The sequence below is a fragment of the Acidovorax sp. M14 genome, from assembly GCF_049331375.1.
Classification (GTDB): Bacteria; Pseudomonadota; Gammaproteobacteria; order Burkholderiales; family Burkholderiaceae_C; genus Acidovorax.
Window position 1 is genome coordinate 2209639 of record NZ_CP186263.1, and the last position, 20783, is coordinate 2230421.

The 20783-nt window shown below is 65.5% G+C and carries 15 protein-coding genes; 10 read left to right on the forward strand and 5 right to left on the reverse strand.

What is annotated here, in order from left to right; all coding sequences use genetic code 11:
- Positions 1-3 precede the first annotated feature (3 nt).
- Both ACOYR4_RS10130 and ACOYR4_RS10135 read left to right on the forward strand, forming a co-directional pair.
- Positions 4-3657, forward strand: a complete 3654-nt coding sequence (locus tag ACOYR4_RS10130; protein ID WP_422849435.1) for a hydantoinase B/oxoprolinase family protein — start codon at positions 4-6, stop codon at positions 3655-3657.
- 134 nt (positions 3658-3791) lie between these two features.
- Positions 3792-5465: a methyl-accepting chemotaxis protein gene (locus ACOYR4_RS10135; RefSeq protein ID WP_422849436.1), complete on the forward strand. Its 1674-nt coding sequence runs from the start codon at positions 3792-3794 to the stop codon at positions 5463-5465.
- 96 nt (positions 5466-5561) lie between these two features.
- Here the strand turns inward: ACOYR4_RS10135 and ACOYR4_RS10140 are convergent, their stop codons facing one another.
- Positions 5562-7262: an electron transfer flavoprotein-ubiquinone oxidoreductase gene (locus ACOYR4_RS10140; RefSeq protein WP_422849437.1), complete on the reverse strand. Its 1701-nt coding sequence runs from the start codon at positions 7260-7262 to the stop codon at positions 5562-5564.
- A gap of 139 nt (positions 7263-7401) precedes the next feature.
- Between ACOYR4_RS10140 and ACOYR4_RS10145 the strand changes: the two genes are divergently transcribed.
- The 3 genes from ACOYR4_RS10145 to ACOYR4_RS10155 all read left to right on the forward strand — a co-directional run bounded on the left by ACOYR4_RS10145 (position 7402) and on the right by ACOYR4_RS10155 (position 12117).
- Positions 7402-8184: an SDR family oxidoreductase gene (locus ACOYR4_RS10145; RefSeq protein ID WP_291444562.1), complete on the forward strand. Its 783-nt coding sequence runs from the start codon at positions 7402-7404 to the stop codon at positions 8182-8184.
- 20 nt (positions 8185-8204) lie between these two features.
- On the forward strand, positions 8205-8630 hold the full coding sequence (locus ACOYR4_RS10150; RefSeq protein ID WP_291436952.1) for an acyl-CoA thioesterase: 426 nt from the start codon (positions 8205-8207) through the stop codon (positions 8628-8630).
- A gap of 325 nt (positions 8631-8955) precedes the next feature.
- Positions 8956-12117: an EAL domain-containing protein gene (locus tag ACOYR4_RS10155; protein ID WP_291444566.1), complete on the forward strand. Its 3162-nt coding sequence runs from the start codon at positions 8956-8958 to the stop codon at positions 12115-12117.
- Between the two features lie 63 nt (positions 12118-12180).
- Here the strand turns inward: ACOYR4_RS10155 and ACOYR4_RS10160 are convergent, their stop codons facing one another.
- From ACOYR4_RS10160 to ACOYR4_RS10170, 3 genes are read right to left on the reverse strand one after another with little or no spacing between them, the layout of a single operon-like run.
- Positions 12181-12894, reverse strand: coding sequence for a hypothetical protein (locus ACOYR4_RS10160; protein ID WP_422849438.1), 714 nt, complete (start codon positions 12892-12894; stop codon positions 12181-12183).
- Positions 12895-12902: 8 nt separating this feature from the next.
- Positions 12903-13484, reverse strand: coding sequence for a peroxidase-related enzyme (locus ACOYR4_RS10165; protein ID WP_422849439.1), 582 nt, complete (start codon positions 13482-13484; stop codon positions 12903-12905).
- A gap of 46 nt (positions 13485-13530) precedes the next feature.
- On the reverse strand, positions 13531-14310 hold the full coding sequence (locus ACOYR4_RS10170; protein WP_422849643.1) for an IclR family transcriptional regulator: 780 nt from the start codon (positions 14308-14310) through the stop codon (positions 13531-13533).
- Between the two features lie 200 nt (positions 14311-14510).
- Here ACOYR4_RS10170 and ACOYR4_RS10175 point away from each other — a divergent pair, with 200 nt between their 5' ends.
- The 5 genes from ACOYR4_RS10175 to ACOYR4_RS10195 all read left to right on the forward strand — a co-directional run bounded on the left by ACOYR4_RS10175 (position 14511) and on the right by ACOYR4_RS10195 (position 19300).
- Positions 14511-15518, forward strand: coding sequence for a Bug family tripartite tricarboxylate transporter substrate binding protein (locus ACOYR4_RS10175; protein WP_422849440.1), 1008 nt, complete (start codon positions 14511-14513; stop codon positions 15516-15518).
- Between the two features lie 40 nt (positions 15519-15558).
- Complete coding sequence (locus ACOYR4_RS10180) at positions 15559-16479, forward strand: amidohydrolase family protein (RefSeq protein WP_422849441.1); 921 nt, start codon at positions 15559-15561, stop codon at positions 16477-16479.
- 11 nt (positions 16480-16490) lie between these two features.
- On the forward strand, positions 16491-17498 hold the full coding sequence (locus tag ACOYR4_RS10185) for a Bug family tripartite tricarboxylate transporter substrate binding protein (RefSeq protein ID WP_422849442.1): 1008 nt from the start codon (positions 16491-16493) through the stop codon (positions 17496-17498).
- A gap of 168 nt (positions 17499-17666) precedes the next feature.
- Positions 17667-18353 carry an RraA family protein gene (locus ACOYR4_RS10190; protein ID WP_422849443.1) on the forward strand — a complete coding sequence of 229 codons (687 nt, stop codon included), beginning with the start codon at positions 17667-17669 and terminating at the stop codon, positions 18351-18353.
- Positions 18350-19300, forward strand: a complete 951-nt coding sequence (locus ACOYR4_RS10195) for an NAD(P)-dependent oxidoreductase (protein WP_422849444.1) — start codon at positions 18350-18352, stop codon at positions 19298-19300. The genes ACOYR4_RS10190 and ACOYR4_RS10195 overlap by 4 nt, the downstream gene beginning before the upstream one ends.
- A gap of 138 nt (positions 19301-19438) precedes the next feature.
- On the opposite strand, the gene ACOYR4_RS10200 is transcribed toward ACOYR4_RS10195, so the two are convergent.
- Positions 19439-20686 carry an ISL3 family transposase gene (locus ACOYR4_RS10200; protein WP_422847186.1) on the reverse strand — a complete coding sequence of 416 codons (1248 nt, stop codon included), beginning with the start codon at positions 20684-20686 and terminating at the stop codon, positions 19439-19441.
- Positions 20687-20783: the final 97 nt, after the last annotated feature.

Here is a 20783-nt window from a genome sequence, read left to right on the forward strand (position 1 = left end):
CACATGACCACCATGACACCCCAAACGCACACCCCACGCTGGCAGTTCTGGATCGACCGGGGCGGCACTTTCACCGACATCGTGGCCAAGCGGCCCGATGGCTCCCTGACCACCCACAAGTTGTTGTCCGAGAACCCCGAGCAGTACAAGGATGCCGCCGTGGCGGGCATCCGCCACCTGCTCGGCCTGAAGCCCGGCGAGCCTGTCACGCCTGAGCTGGTGGAGTGCGTGAAGATGGGCACCACGGTGGCCACCAACGCACTGCTGGAGCGCAAGGGCGAGCCCACGCTGCTGGTCACCACACGCGGCTTTCGCGATGCACTGCGCATCGCTTACCAGAACCGCCCGCGCCTGTTTGACCGCCACATCCAGCTGCCCGAGCTGCTCTACACCGAAGTCATCGAGGCCCGCGAACGTATGGGCGCCCATGGTGGCGTGCTGCAGAACCTGGACGAAGCCACCTTGCGCGGTGACTTGCTGGCCGCCTATGGTCGCGGCCTGCGCAGCGTGGCCATTGTGTTCATGCACGGCTACCGCTATACCCAGCACGAGCAGGCGGCCAAGCGCATCGCCCAGGAAGTGGGCTTCACGCAGATCAGCACCTCGCACGAAACCAGCCCCATGATGAAGTTTGTGAGTCGGGGCGACACCACGGTGGTGGATGCGTATCTGTCGCCCATTCTGCGCCGCTACGTGGAGCAGGTGGCCAGCGAGATGCCGGGCGTCAAGCTGTTCTTCATGCAGTCGTCCGGCGGCCTCACCGATGCGGGCACGTTTCAGGGCAAGGACGCGATCCTGTCCGGCCCTGCAGGAGGCATCGTCGGCATGGCGCGCACAGCGGGCCTGGCCGGGCACGAAAAGGTCATCGGCTTTGACATGGGCGGCACGTCCACCGATGTGAGCCACTACGCCGGGGCCTTCGAGCGCGAGTTCGAGACCCACGTGGCCGGTGTGCGCATGCGCGCCCCGATGATGAGCATCCACACGGTGGCGGCGGGCGGTGGCTCGGTGCTGGCGTATGACGGCGCCCGTTTTCGCGTGGGCCCCGAGAGCGCGGGCGCCAACCCCGGCCCCGTGAGCTACCGCCGGGGCGGCCCGCTGGCTGTGACCGATGCGAACGTGATGGTGGGCAAGGTGCAGCCCCGTTATTTCCCCAGCGTGTTCGGCCCCGCAGCCAACGAAACGCTGGACGCTGACGCTGTGCGCGCCCGCTTTGAAGAGATTGCGACGCAGACCCAGCGCAAGCCCGAAGAAGTGGCCGAAGGTTTCATCCAGATTGCCGTGCAGCAGATGGCCAACGCCATCAAGAAGATCAGCGTGGCGCGCGGCTATGACGTGACGCGCTACACCCTGCAGTGCTTTGGTGGTGCAGGCGGCCAGCACGCTTGCCTGGTGGCCGATGCCCTGGGCATGTCGCGCGTGTTCGTGCACCCCTTGGCTGGTGTGCTCAGCGCCTACGGCATGGGCCTGGCTGACCAAACAGTGATCCGCGAGCAGGCAGTGGAGATGCCGCTGGCGGCTGAATCTCTGCCCTTGATCGCCGAGCGCCTGGATACGCTGGGCGCTGCCGCGCAGGCCGAGCTGGAGTGCCAGCAGGTCAGCACCAACCCCGTGCAGGTGCGCCACAACGTGCATGTGCGCTACGAGGGCACGGATTCGGCCCTGGTCGTGCCGTTTGGCGACATGGCCAGCATCCAGGCAGCCTTTGAGGCCGCCTACCGCCAGCGTTTTGCCTTCCTCATGGTGGGCAAGGGCCTGGTGGTGGAGGCGGTGTCGGTCGAAGCCATGATTGCCGGTGACGCACCCGCCGAGCCGCGCCTGCCCGTGCACCCGCACCGCAAGCACCCGCAGCGCGAGGTGGTCCAGATGTACTCGGGCGGTGCCTGGCACGATGCGGCCCTGGTGGTGCGCGAGGACCTGCACCCCGGCGACGTGATCCCCGGCCCGGCCATCATTGCCGAGAAGAACACCACCACCGTGGTGGAGCCCGGCTGGTCTGCGCGCCTGACCGACCTGGACCACCTGGTGCTGGACCGCGTGACCGCCCGCAAGGTGCAGTACGCCGCAGGCACCACGGTGGACCCGGTGCTGCTGGAGGTGTTCAACAACCTGTTCATGAACATTGCCGAGCAGATGGGGCTACAGCTGCAGAACACGGCCTACTCGGTCAACATCAAGGAGCGTCTGGACTTCAGCTGTGCGCTGTTCGACGCGGCCGGCAACCTGATCGCCAACGCGCCCCACATGCCGGTGCACCTTGGGTCCATGGGCGAGAGCATCAAGACCGTGATCCGCGAGAACGCGGGCAAGATGCACCCGGGCGACGTGTACATGCTCAACGACCCGTACCACGGCGGCACCCACCTGCCGGATGTGACGGTGATCACCCCGGTGTACGTGGCCGAGGGCAACGAGCCCACGTTTTATGTGGGCAGCCGGGGCCACCACGCGGACATTGGCGGCACCACGCCAGGTTCCATGCCCCCGTTCTCCACGCGCATCGACGAGGAAGGCGTGCAGATCAACAACGTGAAGCTGGTGGACCGGGGCATCTTTCTGGAAGAGGAAGTGCGCACCCTGCTGGCCACGGGCGGCGGCACCACGCCATACCCCAGCCGGAACCCGCAGCAGAACCTGGCCGACCTGCGTGCACAGATCGCGGCGAACGAAAAGGGCGTGCAAGAGCTGTCGAAGATGGTGGACCAGTTTGGTCTGGATGTTGTGCAGGCCTACATGCGCCATGTGCAGGACAACGCCGAAGAGTCCGTGCGCCGTGTGATCACGCAGCTCAAGGACGGCAGTTTCACCCTGCCGCTGGACAACGGCGCGCAGATCAGCGTGTCGGTCAAGGTCAATGTGGCCGAGCGTAGCGCGGTCATCGACTTTGCAGGCACCAGCCCGCAGCAGATGAACAACTTCAACGCCCCGCGTGCCGTGTGCATGGCGGCCGTGCTGTATGTGTTCCGCACGTTGGTGGACGACGACATCCCGCTCAACGCCGGTTGCCTCAAGCCCCTGCAGGTGATCATTCCCCAAGGCTCCATGCTCAACCCCAACCCGCCGGCCTCGGTGGTGGCGGGCAACGTGGAGACCTCCACCTGCATCACCAACGCGCTGTTTGGCGCCCTGGGCGTGATGGCGGGCAGCCAGCCCACCATGAACAACTTCACCTTCGGCAATGCGCAGTACCAGTACTACGAAACCATTGCCGGTGGCAGCGGTGCGGGTGCGGTGCTGGACGCCTCGGGCCGTGCGGTGCGTGGCTTTGACGGCACCAGCGTGGTCCAGACCCACATGACGAACTCGCGCCTGACCGACCCCGAGGTGCTGGAGTTCCGCTTCCCGGTGGTGCTCGACAGCTACGAGATCCAGCGCGGCTCGGGCGGTGCAGGCCGCTGGGCGGGCGGGGACGGTGGCGTGCGGCGCGTGCGTTTCCTGGAGGCGATGACGGCCAGCATCCTGTCCAACGGGCGACTGAACCCCGCCTTTGGCATGGCGGGCGGCCAGCCCGGCAAGCCCGGTGCCAACCGCGTGCTGCGTGCCAACGGCCAGGTGGAGGAACTGGGCCACATTGGCGCGGCGCTGATGGAGCCGGGCGATGTGTTCGAGATCGCCACCCCCGGCGGTGGCGGCTTTGGCGAATGTGTCACGTCCTGACGTGATGGATTGCTGACCCACCCGGTGGGGCCGGTGCTGTGTGCTGCGAGTCAGCGAGGACCCACGGTGCACGGCGCTGGCCACCACCGGCTTCCACCCCTGCACGGTGCGGGATATGAAACAGGAGAACGCTCATGAACTATTTGCCCGCCACATCCGGGGCGCCTGGCGGCGCCGCCTTCTCCGCCGCACCAGCAGGCGCGGAGTTCAGCCGTGCCGTGCCAGACGCTGCCGCCCAGAGCCCAGCACCTGCCCGCCGCCGCCGGACTCTGAGCGTGGGCCAGAAGCTGGCGGCCAGCTTTGGCATCCTGGGCTTTGCGGTGGCGCTGCTGGGTGCCACCACCTGGCTCACAGGGCAGGACACGAGCCGCCAGGCCACGTTGCTGACCACGGAGCAACTGCCCATCGAGCGCACCGTGCGTGACTGGAAAACCCAGTCGGTCTATATCGGCCAGATTGCGTTGCGCGCCACGTTGTCGTCCGATGTGTTCCCCTTGGTGGCCGAAATGCGCAACCAAATCGCTGCCGAAGACGCGATGCGCAAGCGCATTGATGAAGCGCTGACCAAGGCGTCTTCCAGTGAGAGCGCGAGGCCCCTGTGGGCACAGGCCCAGGCCGAGCGCCAGAAATACGCCGTGCTGCGGGACGCGCTGGTGCAAAACGCCCTGGAAGCCAAGATCATCAGCCAGAAGGAGCTGCAGGAGCACGCCGCCGCGTTGGCCCAATACCTGCGGTCCATCGACCAGTTGCTCGCAGCGTCGGAGCAGTCCTCCCTGAACGCGGGCGACAGCATGATTGCCGACGCGTCCCGTGCGCAATGGATCAGCGCCGTGGCGGTGCTGGTGGTGGTGGCGCTGTCGGCGCTGTTTGGCTGGCTGCTGCGGCGCTCCATCGTGTTGCCATTGCGCCAGGCGTCCGAGGCGGCCGCTGTGGTGGCGCGGGGCGACCTCACGGTGCGCATGCCAACCCAGCGCACCGACGAGATCGGCCAGCTGCTCACGGCGCTGGACAAGATGGTCGAATCACTGCACTACGTGGTGACCGAGGTGCGTGACTCGGGCGAATCTATCCATGTGGCCAGCTCCGAAGTGGCCGCAGGCAACACCGACCTGAGCATGCGCACCGAACACGCCGCCAGCAACCTGCAGCAGACGGCGGCCAGCATTGCCCAGCTGGCGCAGATGGTGGCCGCCAATGCCGACAGCACGCGCCAGGCCAATGCGCTGGCGCTCAATGCCACCGAGGTGGCCAGCAAGGGGGGCGAAGTGGTCAACCAGGTGGTAAAGACCATGGAGGAGATCAATGCCAGCAGCAAGAAGATTGCCGACATCGTGGGCATCATCGACGGCATTGCTTTCCAGACCAACATCCTCGCGCTCAACGCGGCCGTGGAGGCGGCGCGTGCGGGCGAGCAGGGGCGCGGCTTTGCCGTGGTGGCCAGCGAGGTGCGGGGCCTGGCCGGGCGCAGCGCCAATGCGGCGCGCGAGATCAAGGCGCTGATCTCCACCAGCGTGGACAAGGTGAGTGACGGCGCCCGGCTGGTGGTCACCGCAGGTTCCACGATGGGCGATATCGTGCAAAGCGTGGAGCGTGTGACCACGCTGATGTCCGAGATCAACGAGGCCAGCAGCGAGCAGAGCACGCAGATCGGCCAGGTGAGCCAGGCGGTGGACCAGCTCGACCACATGACCCAACAGAACGCCGCGCTGGTGGAGCAGGGCGCCGCAGCGGCCCAGAGCCTCAAGGACCAAGCCAACCGGCTGGCGGGTGCGATGGGGCAGTTTCAGCTCACGCGCGCAGCCGCATGAGGAGGGGTATTGCGCTGCAGATCGGATTGATTTTCATGAAAAAGGGCCTGCAGTGCAGGCCCTTCAAGCGCAAGGTGCTATGAATTTTGACGGTGCTTACATGCCCGCGTAGTTCGGGCCACCGCCGCCTTCCGGTGTGACCCACACGATGTTCTGCGTAGGGTCCTTGATGTCGCAGGTCTTACAGTGCACGCAGTTTTGCGCGTTGATCTGCAGGCGCTGGGCATCGCCGCCCTTGGTCGTGTCGGGCACAAACTCGTACACACCCGCCGGGCAGTAGCGCGCCTCGGGGCCGGCGTACTTGGCCAGGTTGATGTTGACCGGCACGCTCGGGTCCTTGAGCGTGAGGTGGGCGGGCTGGTTCTCTTCGTGGTTGGTGTTGCTGATGAATACACTGGAGAGTCGGTCAAACGTGAGCTTGCCATCGGGCTTGGGGTAGACGATGGGCTTGCACTCGGCGGCAGGCTTCAGGTACGCGTGGTCGGGCTTGTCGCGGTGCAGTGTCCAGGGGATGTGGCCGCGCAGCACGAACTGCTCAAAGCCGTTCATCAACGTGGCGGTGGTCAGGCCGTACTTGAACCAGTTCTTGAAGTTGCGATCCTTGTTCAGCTCGGTGTGCAGCCAGCTCTTTTCGAAGGCTTCGGGGTAGGCGGTCAGCTCGTCGTGCTGGCGGCCTGCCACCACGGCGTCATAAGCGGCTTCGGCGGCCAGCATTCCGGTCTTGATGGCGGCGTGGCTGCCCTTGATGCGGCCCACGTTCAGGTAGCCCGCGTTGCAGCCCACCAGTGCGCCGCCCGGGAACACCGTCTTGGGCAGGGCGTTGATGCCGCTGGCGTTGATGGCACGTGCGCCGTACGACAGGCGCTTGGCCGTGATCTCACCCTTTTCGTTTTCGAAGTAGTAGCGGACGTTAGGGTGTGTCTTCCAGCGCTGGAATTCCTCGAACGGGCTCAGGTAGGGGTTGGCATAACCCAGGCCGGTGACGAAGCCCAGGGCCACCTTGTTGCCCTCCAGGTGGTACAGGAAGGCGCCGCCGTAGGTGTCGTTCTCCATGGGCCAACCGGCGGTGTGCATCACAAAGCCGGGCTGGTGCTTCTTGGGGTCGATCTCCCACAGTTCCTTCACGCCGATGCCGAAGCTCTGCGGGTCGCGGTCCTTGTCGAGGTGGAACTTGGCGATCAGCTGCTTGCCCAGATGGCCGCGCGCGCCTTCGGCAAACACGGTGTACTTGCCCAGCAGTTCCATGCCCAGCTGGAAGTTCTCGGTGGGCTCGCCATCTTTGCCGATGCCCATGTTGCCGGTGGCCACGCCCTTGACGGAGCCGTTGTCGTTGTAGAGCACTTCAGCGGCCGTGAAGCCGGGGAAGATTTCCACGCCCAGGGCTTCGGCCTGTTCGCCCAGCCACTTGGTCAGGTTGCCCAAGCTGATGATGTAGTTGCCATGGTTCTGCGCAAACGGCGGCAGAAACATGTTGGGCACACGGAAGCCCGACTTTTCGCTCAGGAAGATATAGGCATCGTCGGTGACGGGCTGGTTCAGCGGAGCGCCGCGTTTTTTCCAGTCGGGGATCAGCTCGGTCAGGGCCTTGGGGTCCATGATGGCGCCCGACAGGATGTGCGCACCGGGCTCGGAGCCTTTTTCCAGCACCACCACCGAGACGTCCTGGCCTTTTTCGACCGCCAGTTGCTTCAGGCGGATCGCAGTGGCAAGGCCGCCAGGGCCGCCGCCAACGACCACCACGTCGTATTCCATGGATTCGCGGGGGCCGTATTGGGCGAGGATTTCTTCGTTGGTCATGGGCTTCTCGTCGGGCGTTTGATAATGGATTATTTTCTACAGAGCGCCGACCGCGCCCTGTCTGTCTGGCGACTGATTGTATTCACGGAATATGGACAATCGAACGACCGTTCTATTTTGATCAGTAGGGAGACTCTAAATGGCATACAGCATCGACTTGTCCGGCCGCGTGGCCTTCATCACGGGCGCATCCAGCGGCCTGGGCGCGCAGTTTGCCCGCACGCTGGCCCGCGCGGGCGCAGGCGTCGTGTTGGCCAGCCGCCGGGTGGAAAAACTCAAGGAGCTGCGCGCGCGCATCGAAGGCGAGGGCGGTGACGCCCATGTGATCGAGTTGGACGTGACCGACCACGACTCCATCAAGTCCGCCGTGGCCCATGCCGAGACCGAAATGGGGTCGATTGACATTCTGGTCAACAACTCGGGCGTGAGCACTACGCAGCGCATCCAGGACGTGAGGCCCGAGGACTACGACTTCATTTTCGACACCAACGTGAAGGGTGCCTTCTTTGTGGCGCAGGAGGTGGGCAAACGCATGCTGGCCCGCTCGCGCGGCGCAGCGCCGGGCAGCTTTACCGGCGGGCGCATCATCAACATCGCGTCGATGGCGGGCCTGAAGGTGCTGCCGCAAATTGGCGCGTATTGCATGAGCAAGGCCGCCGTGGTGCAGATGACCCGGGCGATGGCCCTGGAGTGGGGCCGGTTCGGCATCAACGTGAATGCGATCTGCCCTGGCTACATCGATACCGAGATCAACCACCACCACTGGCAGACCGAGCAGGGCAAGAAGCTCATGGACATGCTGCCGCGCAAGCGCGTGGGCCAGCCGCAGGACCTGGACGCGCTGCTGGTGATGCTGGCCAGCGACCAGAGCCATTTTGTGAACGGCGCGGTGATCGCTGCCGACGACGGCTTCGCGGTCTGATCCCCGGGACGTCGGCGACCATGAAGATAGAAATCCCCGAGGTCAAGAAGCTGGTCTTTGAAATGCGGTTCCCGGTGCGCTGGGGCGACATGGATGCAATGGGCCATGTCAACAACACCGTGTACTTCCGCTACCTCGAAACCGCGCGCATCGAGTGGATGGTGTCGGTGGGCTGCAACCCCGATCCGCGCGGGCAGGGGCCGGTCATCGTCAATGCGTTCTGCAACTTCTACAAGCAGCTCGAATACCCGGCGGACGTCCTGCTGAAGCTCTACGTGAGCGACCCGGGCCGCACCACGTTCGAGACCTGGGGCACGATGGAACGCGTGGACCAGCCGGGCGTGATTTGTGCGGCGGGCGGCGCCACAACGATCTGGGTGGACTTTCCGCAGCAGAAGGCGGCACCGCTGCCGGACTGGATGCGGGCGCTGGTGACGGCGAGTTGATCCGCTGGCCGGGCCCCTGCCTCGATGGAGGTGCCCAGCGCCTGTTTGGGGATCATTTTGGCCGGTAGCGCAGGTATCACATGCCTGAGGCGCTACTAAAAACATAGTATTCGCGCTGGCGGGGCTTCGTGTGCGGTCGATGTGCAACCCTTGCCATCTGGACCGTGCGCACGCTAAGGCCCGGCGGCCTGCAGTGGCGCTTGCCGGGTAACCTCGTTCAATTTGTTACCTGTTAGGATGGCCTGAAGGACGACCGAAGAAAACGAATAGAGCCGGGGAAGGAGACTCCCCACCCTGCACCGACGTGCCGTTTTGTGCTTTCTGAATGAATCCATCCATCCAAGCAAGCGCAGCTGCCAGCAGCATCCACAAGGTGACCAATCTGGTCATCGCGTCGGTTCTTTTGATGGTGGGTCTGTACGCCTTTGACGAATGGGGCCAGGTCAAGGAGCGGGAAGAGCAGCACATGCAGTCCAACCTGATGCTGCTGACGCGAACGCTGGACACCTTCTTTCTCTCCAAACGCGCCGGCATGTTCAGCCTGGCAGAAACGATGGCCGTCTCCCCCGGTGGCATCGACAACCTGGCGCTGGCGCAGCAGTTGCTGGCGGACTACCGCAAGCACCGCCCCGAGGTCCGCCAGATCTCCCTGAGCGACATGAGCGGCAAGGTACTGGCCTCGTCCCACGCGGCGGACAGGACCGTCCAGCTTGACGTGGCGGATCAATCCGGCTTTCAGGACTTTGCGCGGGACGCGAAGGACCTGCACGACATCTACCTGGGACGACCCCAGCGTGACGTCCAGGGCCAGGATTGGGTGTTCACGCTGCGTCATGTGCTGCGGGACGCGCAAGGCCAGCCACTGGCGGTGCTGACGGATGTGTTTCCGGTCGATTTTCTGGAGTCGCTCTGGCAGGACGCGCCGCTGGTGCAGCAAATCACCGTGGGTGTGCTGCGCGATGACGGTTACCTGATGTCCCGCTATCCCGTGCCTGCCACGGTCACCAAGGACGAGGTATACGGCACACGCCGGGACGGGGCGCTGATACGGTATCTCACGCAGCACCAGTTCCCCGTGCAAGGGCGGGTCGAGGGGGGCAATGCGCTGTTGAACGGGCAGAACTTCATCAACCTGTTCCACCGGCTCGACAAGCTCCCTGCGACCGTCTTTGTCGGGCAGCCCGAGATCCGGTTCTTTCAGGTCTGGGCCCGCAGCATCGACACGCCGCTGGCGTTGACGGCCCTGTTGCTGGTGTTCATCAAGCTCGTGTCGCGGCGCCTCGCCCGCCGTGAGCACGAAGCCGAGCAGCAGCGGCTGGCGGTGGAGCGGGTGCTGCGTGAGAGCGAGACCGAGCAGCGGTCCCTCATCGACAACCTGATGACGGGCCTGGTCATCCACGATGCGACGGGCGCCGTGGTGCGGTGCAACGCCGAGGCCAGCAACCTGCTGGGGCTGAGTTTTGAGCAGATGACCGGCAAGCAGCTGATTGACCCGGCCTGGTCCTTCGTGAACGAGCAGGGGACCGTCATGCCGGTTTCCGACTACCCCGCCTCGCGGGTGCTTGCGACCCGTGAACCCGTCAACGGGATAGTGGGAGGCATCGTCAGTGGCAAGGATGCAGACATCTGCTGGGTGCTCAGCCGGGCCGACCCGTGGTTCACCGCCGATGGACAGCTCGACAAGATCGTGGTGACCTTTGTCGACATCACCATGCGGCGCAAGCTGACGTCGCAGCTGCAGGACCGCGAACTCAAGTTCCAGGCGCTGTTTGACAACAGCATGGACGCCGTGCTGCTGACCTCGCCCGATGGCACTGTGCTGGCCGTGAACCAGGCGGCGTGCCGCCTGTTTGGCTTGAGCGAGGCGCAAATCATTGCCCGGGGGCGCGCGGGGCTGGCCGACCCCTCCGACCCCCGGCTGCACGAGCTGCTCGGGCGGCGTGAGCAGATAGGGCAGGCGGCCGGCCTGCTGACCATGGTCCGGGGCGATGGCAGCCGGTTCACGGCCGAGATCAGCTCCAGCATCTACGGAGACAGCGAGGGCCGCCAATACAGCAGCATGATCGTTCGCGACATGACGGAGCGCCTGCGCAGCCAGGCCGAGCTGGAGGCCGCCAACGCGCAGATGCGCCGCATCAACGAACAACTGGCCGAGGTGGCGCACTTTGACATGCTGACGCACCTGCCCAACCGCGTGCTGCTGGCCGACCGGCTGCAGCAGGCCATGGCGCACTGCGTGCGGCGCCAAAAGTCGCTGGCGGTGGCCTTTCTGGACCTGGACGGCTTCAAGGACATCAACGACCGCTATGGCCACGCGGCGGGGGACGAGTTTCTGGTGGCGATTGCCAAGCGCCTGCGGTTGGCACTGCGCGATGGCGACACGCTGGCGCGCATAGGCGGGGACGAGTTTGTGGCCGTCATGTCCGACCTGTCGACCGAGCACGACTGCGAACCTCTGCTGCTGCGGCTGCTGCAGGTGGCCGCAGAGCCGTTGCAGGTGGGCGGCAACTCCTTGCAAGTCTCCGCCAGTATCGGCGTCACCATCTACCCGCAAGACGGCTCCAGCTCGGAGCAGCTCATCCGGCATGCGGACCAGGCCATGTACCTGGCCAAGCAGGCGGGCAAAAACCGGTTCCACCTGTTCGATGTGGCCAGCGATGCCGCCATCCGCATCAAGCGCGAAAGCCTGGACCAGATTGCCGCTGCCATTGCGCAGCACCAGCTGGTGCTGTACTACCAGCCCCAGGTCAACATGCAGACGGGCGAGGTGGTGGGCATGGAGGCGCTGGTCCGCTGGTTGCATCCCGAACGGGGCCTGTTGGCGCCGGGCCAGTTCCTGCCGGTGATTGAAGACCATGACCTGGCCATTGCGATTGGCGAGCGGGTGCTGGACCTGGCCTTGTCGCAGATGGCGCAGTGGCTGGCGGCGGGGCTGCACATGCCGGTCAGCGTCAATGTGTTCTCCCGGCAGTTGCAGCAGGATGACTTTGTGCACAAGTTGCGCCAGGCACTGGCCGCTCACCCCACGGTGCCTTCGTCGGCGCTGGAGCTGGAGATCGTGGAGACCAGCGCGCTGCAGGACATGGCCCAGGTGTCAGGCCTGATGCACGCATGTGCCGAGTTGGGCGTGCGTTTTGCGCTGGACGATTTCGGGACGGGCTACTCGTCGCTGACCTACCTGAAAAAGCTGCCCGCAGAGCTGCTCAAGATCGACCAGAGTTTTGTGCGCGACATGCTCGATGACCGGGATGACCTTGCCATCGTCCAGGGTGTGGTCGGCCTGTCCAAGGCCTTCAACCGCAAGGTGATTGCCGAGGGCGTAGAGACCGTGGCCCACGGCCGCAAGCTGCTGGCCATGGGCTGCGTGCTGGGCCAGGGGTATGGCATTGCGCGGCCCATGCCTGCGCAGCAGGTGCCGGGCTGGCTGGACCAGTGGCGGGCGCAGCAGCCCTGGGTACCCCAGGAAGACGTGGGCTTGCCTGCCTGATGTTTAGAGGACGGGTAGTGAGGTGGGCGCCACCCCGTGGCGACCAGAAGGCGATGGACACCATCAACCGGGCGGCAGGGCTACGCAGTGCGCCATGGGCATGCCCTGCGCCTCGGAGACACCCAGCAAGAGCACGCGTTGCAGCTCTGGCAGATAGCGGATGGCCGTCTGCGGGGCGCTGTAGCCGTTGCTGTTGTTCAGGCGCTCCTGCATGCGCAGCGCCAGACGGCTGGGCAGGTGTTCGATGCTGAGCGTGCGCACGCCGGTGTAGAAGGTGGTGTCGATGGTGCCTTCAGTGCCGAAAAAACCGCCACCCACGCGCGCGGCGCGGCGACGGCCCTCGAAGGCCGTGGTGATGCGCAGCTTTCCGTCGCGGCTGGTGCAGCTCCCTTCAAAGGCTGCAGCGCATTCCATGGGTAGGGGGTTTTGCTGCACCACGACGGCCTGGACTGCGGGTGTTCGCAGCAGTGCAGGGGGCACGGGCTCCAGGCGCGCGCAAGCCGCTGTGGGCACCACCTGCCACGCCGTGGCGCCGGGCGAGTCCGGGATTTGCAGGCGCGAGCCGACCACGCCGGCACCCAGGTAGTACGTGGGCGCCGCCCCGGTGTTGGGCTCTTCGCGGAAGAGGGCGGAGGACCGCAGTGGCGACAGGGCGCCCGCAGGCACAGCCACCGACAAGGGGTGAATGGGCAGCGTGCCCTCCGGCGGCCCAAACCCTGCAGCCTGCACCGCGGGGGCGGCCAGCACACAGAGCCAGATCGTTGCTGCGGCGCGCATGGTGGGTATCAGGTCGCAGGCTTGGCCTTGGGCACACGGCCCATCAGATAGAACTCGGGGTTGGGCTGCATACCGGCAAAGCTGGCCATGCGGTTGGACAGGCCAAAGAACGCCGTGATGGCCGCGATGTCCCAAATGTCCTCGTCATCGAACCCATGCGGGTGCAGGGCCTCGAAATCGGTGTCGTCGATCTCGTGGGCGTTCTGGCACACCTTCATGGCGAAGTCGAGCATGGCCCGCTCCCGGGGGCTGATGTCTGCCTTGCGGTGGTTCACGGCCACCTGGTCGGCGATGAGCGGCTTTTTTTCGTAGATGCGCAGGATTGCGCCATGCGCCACCACGCAATACAGGCACTGATTGGCGGCGCTGGTGGTGGTGACGATCATCTCGCGCTCGCCCTTGGTCAGGCTGCCTTCTTCCTTGAGCATGAGCGCATCGTGGTACGCAAAGAAGGCGCGCCATTCCGCCGGGCGGCGGGCAAACGCGAGGAACACGTTGGGGATGAACCCTGCCTTCTCCTGCACTTCAAGAATCCGCGCGCGGATGTCCTCGGGCAGGGTGTTCAGGTCGGGGAAGGGGTAGCGGCTCACGGTGGTCTCCTGGGTTTTTGTAGGGGGTGGATAACGAACGCAAGTATCAGGGATGCCACTGGGTCGCCCGCACGGGGGCATGGGCCGGCGCGGCCGAGCTGCCGGCCAGCGCATAGGACAACTGCGTTGCCGCAGCGATCACGGTGTGCGCCAGCGCTTCGAGCTTTTCAGCGGGCAAACGCGAGGCCGGGCCTGAGATGCACACCGAGCCCATGAGCCGCCAGTGCATGCCAAACACCGGCGCCGACACGGTGGCCACGCCCTGTTCGCGCTCGCCAATCGACCAGTGGTAGCCCTTCTTGCGGATCTCTTCATAGGCCTTGCCCGGCTCGCCTGAAAACGCCAGGATCACGCGGCCCGGCGAGCCCTTGTCCAGCGGCAGGCCTTCGCCCATGCGGGCGTGGTGGCGCAGCGCCTGCGGGCCTTCCACGCGCACGAGGCAGGTGCGCACATTGCCTTCACGCACGTAGAACGCAGCGCTTTCGCCCGTGGCAAGGGTCAGCTCACGCAGCGCAGGCTCCAGCACGTTCTGCACGTCAAAGCCCGCCTGGTAGCGCGCACCCAGCCAGCCGGCGGCCGGGCCCAGGCGCCAGTCGCCGTCTTCGCGCTGCACCATGAACCCTGACTGCCCCAGCGTGCGGGCCAGGCGCAGTACGGTGGTCTTGTGAAGGCTGCAGCGGCGGCTCAGCTCTGCCAGGGACAGGCTGGACTCGCCCAGCGCAAAGGCCTCCAGCACCTGCAGGGCACGCGTCACGGCGATCACGCCACCGGTGTCCTTGGGCGCGGCATCCGTCGGCGCGTCTGCGCTTTCATCGGTCACAGCCATGGTGGTATTCGGCTTGACGGCCTTGCGCGGGGCAGGGCGCGCTGGCGAAGAAGACTGGTTGCTCATGGCGCAATTCGTTTCATTGTATGCAACCGCATTGTATGGGTTGAAACGCATGCGTACATTCGCACACCACGGCGCCCAACCCGAACCGGCCTTAGCAGTCCGGTGTGACGAACCACCATAACGGAGACAAATCCATGACCGCTTTTTTTTCGCTTTCACGTTCTTTGAGTGCGCGCCTGTGTGCCGCTTTCCTGGGCCTTGCTGCCGTGGCCTTGCCCCATGGCGGAGCGTTGGCGCAGACGGCCTATCCCGCCAAGCCCATCCGCCTGATTGTTCCGTTCCCCCCCGGCGGTGGCACCGACATGATCGCCCGCGCCGTGGCGCAAAAGATGGCCGACCAGAACAAGTGGAGCGTGATCGTGGACAACCGCCCCGGTGCCGGTGGCAACCTGGGGGTGGACGCTGTGGCCAAGGCCGACCCGGACGGCTACACGCTGGTGATGGGGCAGACCAGCAACCTCGCCATCAACCCCACGCTGTACAAGAAGCTGCCCTACGACCCGCTCAAGGACTTGGCTCCGGTGGCGCTGGTGTCGTCCTCGCCCATCGTGATGGCCGTGCCCGTCAACTCGCGCTTCAAGACCTTTGCCGATGTGGTGGCTGCCTCCAAGGGCAAGCCCGAGGCGCTGACGCTGGGCTACTCGGGCAACGGTACCGTCGCCCATCTGGCCGGTGAACTGGCCGAGAACGCTGCAGGCATCCAGCTGCGCCACATTCCCTACAAGGGCGCGGCCCAGGCTATGACGGACCTGATGGGCGGGCAGATTGATCTGTACATGTCGTCCGTTCCCACGCTGCTGGGCCATGTGCGCAATGGCAAGCTCAAGGTCATTGCCATCACCTCAGCCCAGCGCTCGGCGCAGTTGCCCGATGTGCCCACCCTGGCAGAGTCCGGGTTCAAGGGCTTTGAGGCCGTGACCTGGTTCGGTGTACTGGCTCCGGCCAACACCCCTGCAGCCATCGTGGCGCAGCTCAACAAGGCCATCAACCAGGCCCTCAAGCAGCCGGACGTGGCCGACAAGCTGCGCTCTGAAGGCGGCGACATCCTCGGGGGCACGTCCGAGCAGTTTGCAGCGCTGCTGCGTACCGAAGTGCCCCGCTGGGCCAAGATCGTGAAGGACTCGGGCGCCAGCCTGGACTGATAGCGCCGCCACATCCATCCCCCGCTGACAGTCCATCGCCATGACCCGCGATTGCCTTGCCGCGCCCGTACCGTTCTCGCTGGGAACGGCGCCGCCCCGTACCGCGCTGCCTGCGGGGGCGTGCGACTGCCATGTGCATGTGTACGACCAGCGCTATCCCGCAGCGCCCGGCGCGAAGCTGTTGCCACCCGATGCATCGGCCAGCGACTACCGTGCGCTACAGCGGCGCATCGGCACCCAGCGCACCGTGCTGGTCACGCCATCTACCTACGGTGCGGACAACCGCTGCATGCTGCAGGGCCTGGCCGCGTTGGGTACGCAGGCCCGAGGCGTGGCCGTGATCGATGGCAGCGAGAGCGATGCCCAGCTGCAGGCCCTGCACGACGCGGGCGTGCGCGGCGTGCGGCTGAACCTGTCGCTGGGCGTCACCGGCTCGGTGGACTCCATCCTGCCGCTGGCCCGGCGCATTGCGCCCTGGGGCTGGCACCTGCAGCTGTTGATGGCGCCCGATGTGCTGGCTAGCTTGGGCGACGTGCTGCGCAGTGCGCCCGTGCCCCTCGTGTTTGACCACCTGGGCCGCATCGCACCCGAGCAAGCTGGAAAGCACCCTGCCCACGCGCTGCTGCTGCAGCTGATGGGCGAGGGCAGGGCCTGGGTCAAGCTCTCGGGCGGCTACATCGTCAGTGCCACCCATGCGGTGGACGACCCGGCACTCGACGCGCTGGCCGCCAGCTACCTGCGTGCCGCACCAGAGCGCGTGCTGTGGGGCAGCGACTGGCCCCACGCCACCGCCAGCGCGGGCATGCACACCTTGCCGGACGACGCATTGCAAATCGACACCCTGGCGCGCTGGTGCGCTGTGGTGGACGCGGGCGCTCTGCGACGCGTGCTGGTCACCAACCCGGCCGCGCTCTACGGCTTTGCGCCGGTATCGACTTCTTCAACCTCCAACCTTGTCTGAGGGCTTGCACCATGACCTCTTTGGCATCCCATCTTTCCACACACGGCGTGCAGCGCCGTCACTTGTTAGCCACCTTGGCCTGGGCCGGTACTGGCCTGCCAGCGTGGGCGCAGAGCGACTGGCCTGCGGGCAAGCTCATCACCTGGGTCGTGCCATACCCTGCCGGGGGCAGCACCGACGTGCTGGGCCGCAACATCGCCCTCAAGCTGGGCGCGGCCCTGTCCACCAACGTCATCGTGGACAACAAAGCCGGGGCCACGGGCACCATTGGCGCGGCCTATGTGGCCAAGGCGGCGCCCGACGGGCTCACGCTGCTGGGCACGTCCATCGGCCCGCAGGCCATTGCGCCGCACCTGATGGCCAAGCTGCCCTACGACCACATCACGGCGTTTGAGCCCGTGATCACCGTGGGCACCATCCCGCACATCCTGGTGGTGGGCGCGAACCAGCCGTTCAAGACGGTGGCCGACCTGCTGGCCGCTGCCAAGGCCCAGCCCGGCAAGCTGGCGTTTGCCTCCGGCGGCAACGGCACGATTTTGCAAATGCAGGGCGAGCTGCTGCAGCAGCAAACCGGCGCGCGCTTCATCCATGTGCCCTACAAGGGCGACACCCCCGCGTTGCAAGACACGCTGGCCGAGCAGGTGCAGTTCATGTTTGCCCCCGCAGCCGCCGCCCTGCCGCATGTGCAGTCGGGCAAGTTGCGCGCCCTGGCCGTCACATCGGCCCAGCGTCTCAAGGCCCTGCCTGCCGTGCCCACCATGGGCGAGGCGGGGATCAAGGACTTTGTCGTGGAGCAGTGGCAGGCCGTGTTTGCCCCCGCCAAGACACCCGCCGCCATCGTGCAGCGCCTGAACCGCGAGATTGCCGCCGCGCTGAAAGACCCCGCCCTCGTCGCCCTTGCCGACAAGCTGGGCGTGACGCTGGTGGGCGGCACGCCCCAGCAGCTGGGCGACCTGCAAAAGGCCGACTCCGCCAAGTGGGCCAAGGTCATCAAAGACGGAAACATCAAGGCCGACTGATACCCGCGATCCACCCACCGCCTCTGGCGTTGTTGCCGCGCCTTGTCGTACCGCTGGTACTGCCTGCGACGCGGCGCCTAGCCAGAGACGCCGGGTGAATCGCCCAAGCACCTGTCCAAAAACAAACCGCTGCTTCTTCGTTTTCATTACCTCAACCGGACCGATCCCATGAGCCAACTCCCTGAAATCATCCGCGCCATCGACCGCGTCAGCGCCGACGTCGTGGCCAAAGCCTCTACCTACCAAGCCGCCATCCTGGCCGACGTGGCGGGCCGCCGCGGCACCATGCATGGCCGCGTGGCGCCTGTGCACCAGAACATGAAGGTGGCGGGCCCCGCCTTCACCGTGGAAGTGCGCCCCGGCGACAACCTCATGATCCACGCCGCCATCGCCTTGGCCCAGCCAGGCGACGTGCTGGTGATCGACGGCAAGGGCGACCAGACGGCCGCGCTGATGGGCACGCTGATGCTCAGCGCCTGCAAGAAGCGCGGCCTGGCAGGTGTGATCGTGGATGCGTCCATCCGCGACAAGCTGGAAATTCTGGAGCTGGACTTTCCCGTGTTCAGCGCGGGCTTCAACCCCGCAGGCCCTACCAAATTTGTGCCTGGCCGCATCAACCACCCCATCAGCGCCGGTGGCGCCACTGTGAACCCCGGTGACCTGGTGGTGGGCGATGCCGATGGCGTGGTCGTCATCGAGCGCGAGAAGGCCCCCGGCATGCTGGCCCTGGCCGACAAGAAGGTGGCCGACGAAGCCGCCCGCATCGAAGCCATTGCCCGTGGCGACACCGCGTCGAAATGGCTGCCTGCCGCCCTGCGCGCTGCGGGCGTGCTCAAAGATGGGGAATCGCTGTGAGCAACGCTACCCAACCCGTCATCATCGTGACCGGCGCCGACCTGGCGCAACAAGCCCTCGATCTGCTCGCAGGCTACGAAGTCGTCTACGCAGGCAAGACGCCTACCGAGGACGACATGGTGGCCCTGTGCCGCGCGCACAACCCCGTGGCCATCATCGTGCGCTACGGCAAGGTGGGCGCTGCGGTGATGGACGCAGCCCCTGCGCTCAAGGTCATCTCCAAGCACGGCAGTGGCACCGACACCATCGACAAGGTGGCCGCCAAAGCCCGTGGCATTGAAGTGGTGGCCGCTGCCGGTGCCAATGCCGCTGCCGTGGCCGAGCAGGCCCTGGCCCTGCTGCTGGCCTGCGCCAAATCGGTGGTGGCACTGGATGCGCGCATGCACGCTGGCCACTGGGACAAGGCCACGCACAAGAGCCTGGAACTCGGTGGCCGCACCGTGGGCCTGGTGGGCCTGGGTGCCATTGGCCTGCGCTTTGCCAAGATGGCCGACGCCCTGGGCATGCGCGTGATCGGCTTCGATCCATTTGCCAAAAACCTGCCCGCCTATGTGCAGGCGGTCGACCTGGAAACCATTTGGCGCGAATCGGATGCCATTTCGCTGCACTGCCCGCTGACCGACGACAACCGGGGCATGCTGAACGCCGCCACGCTGGCGCAATGCAAGCGCGGCGTGATCGTGGTGAACACGGCACGCGGTGGCCTGATCGACGAGGCCGCGCTGCTGGCCGCCGTGCGCTCGGGCCAGGTGATGGCTGCCGGGCTCGACAGCTTTGCGGTGGAGCCCATGACGGCGGGCCATCCCTTCCAGGGCGAGAAGCACTTCATCCTCAGCCCCCACATCGGGGGCGTGACGAGCGACGCCTACGTGAACATGGGTGTGGGCGCAGCCAAGAACCTGCTGGCTGTGCTGGCCCGTGCGCCGCACGCAGTAGCCGTCGCCTGAGCGCAGGCTTGCCCCCAAAACATGGCCGGGCAGGGTGCCCGGCCCCACAGGAGACAACAGACCATGGCACGCAATTTCAAGAAAAATAGGCTCTCTTCCATTTCGGGTGGAAAGCCACATTCCCCACCAGAGCCATGGTCAGGCCCTTGCTTTTTGCAAAGGACAGCCCGGCAGGTGAGTGAGCTTTCCCGCGATCAGGAACGCCATGGCGATGAAGTGATCGGTGGTGCCATAACCACGCGCCTTGGCCTTGGCTGCTTGCAGCAGTGAGTTCACCGCCTCCACATAGCCGGTGTGCAGGTGAGAGGCATCAAACGCCTGGAGTATTCCCGCCCAGTGCTGCTGGATGGTCTTGGCCAGATCAGTGAAGGGCCGCAAGCGGCTGCGCTGTGCCCATCGCAGCCACTTTTTGATTGCCAGCTCGCTTTGTGCAGCCTGAGTCTGAGCGAGCGCACTGCGGTAGATGTCCCGCAGCGCCTCCTTCATCCGCCACGCCCTGGCGGTCTTCAATCGGGTGCGGGGCAGCCAATCCATCTTTGCCTGCTCTTTGTCCGTCCACTTGGCTTTGTCCTTGAGCCAGCACCAACGCGTCTTCTTGAGCCAGCGCTCGCCCCGGGCCTCATCCCGCCGCACTGCGTCCACGGCCCGGTTGGCCAGTTGCACCACATGGAATCCATCAAAGGCAATGGCCGCTTGGGGCAAGTGCTGGCCAGCTCCTGCGATGAAGGCCTTGGACATGTCCATGCACACCACTTGGATGGCTTCGGCCTTGCCTTGGTGGCTCTTGAAGTCCTCGGTAAATCTCTGAACCGTGCTGGCATCCTTGCCGGATGTGGCGTAGATCAGTCGCGCTCGCTCTAGATCGTGCACCAGGGTGATATAGCTATGGCCTTTGGCGCAACTGGTCTCATCGATACCAATGACCGCCACACCCGCGTAGCTCTCCTTGGCGCGCGCCAAGCCAACATGGGCATCGATCTGGCGCCACAAGGCGTTGTCCGCGCAGCGCAGGATGCGCGCACACGCGGCCACCGGCATCTCACGGGCCAGCGTCAGAGCCAGCGCCTCGAACATGAGCGTGAAGCGGCTGCCCTCTCGCGCCCAGGGAACACTCAGCTGGCTCGTAGAGCCGCAGGCGCTGCACGACACCCGAGGCAGAGCGCAGTGCACGTAGGCTTCAAACTGAAAGAAATCCAGATGCCGCCAGCTACGCTGGCGGTGGTCATGCAGTCTCTGGTCAGCTGCGGCGCAAACGGGACAGGCTGCACTGCCGGATTGCCAGACCACGTACAGGTCGATGCGGCTGCGCTCGACGTCCAGTGCAACACGCTCCACAGCCCAGGGCGCGGCCAGCCCCAACGCTTGGCAGAACAACGCTTCTTGCATCGGGAGGGCTCCTGTTCAGGGGGTGTCAATGGATTTATTTGAACTGTAGTGTTCCACCCGAAATGGAAGAGAGCCGAAAAATAGGCCTCTTGCGCTA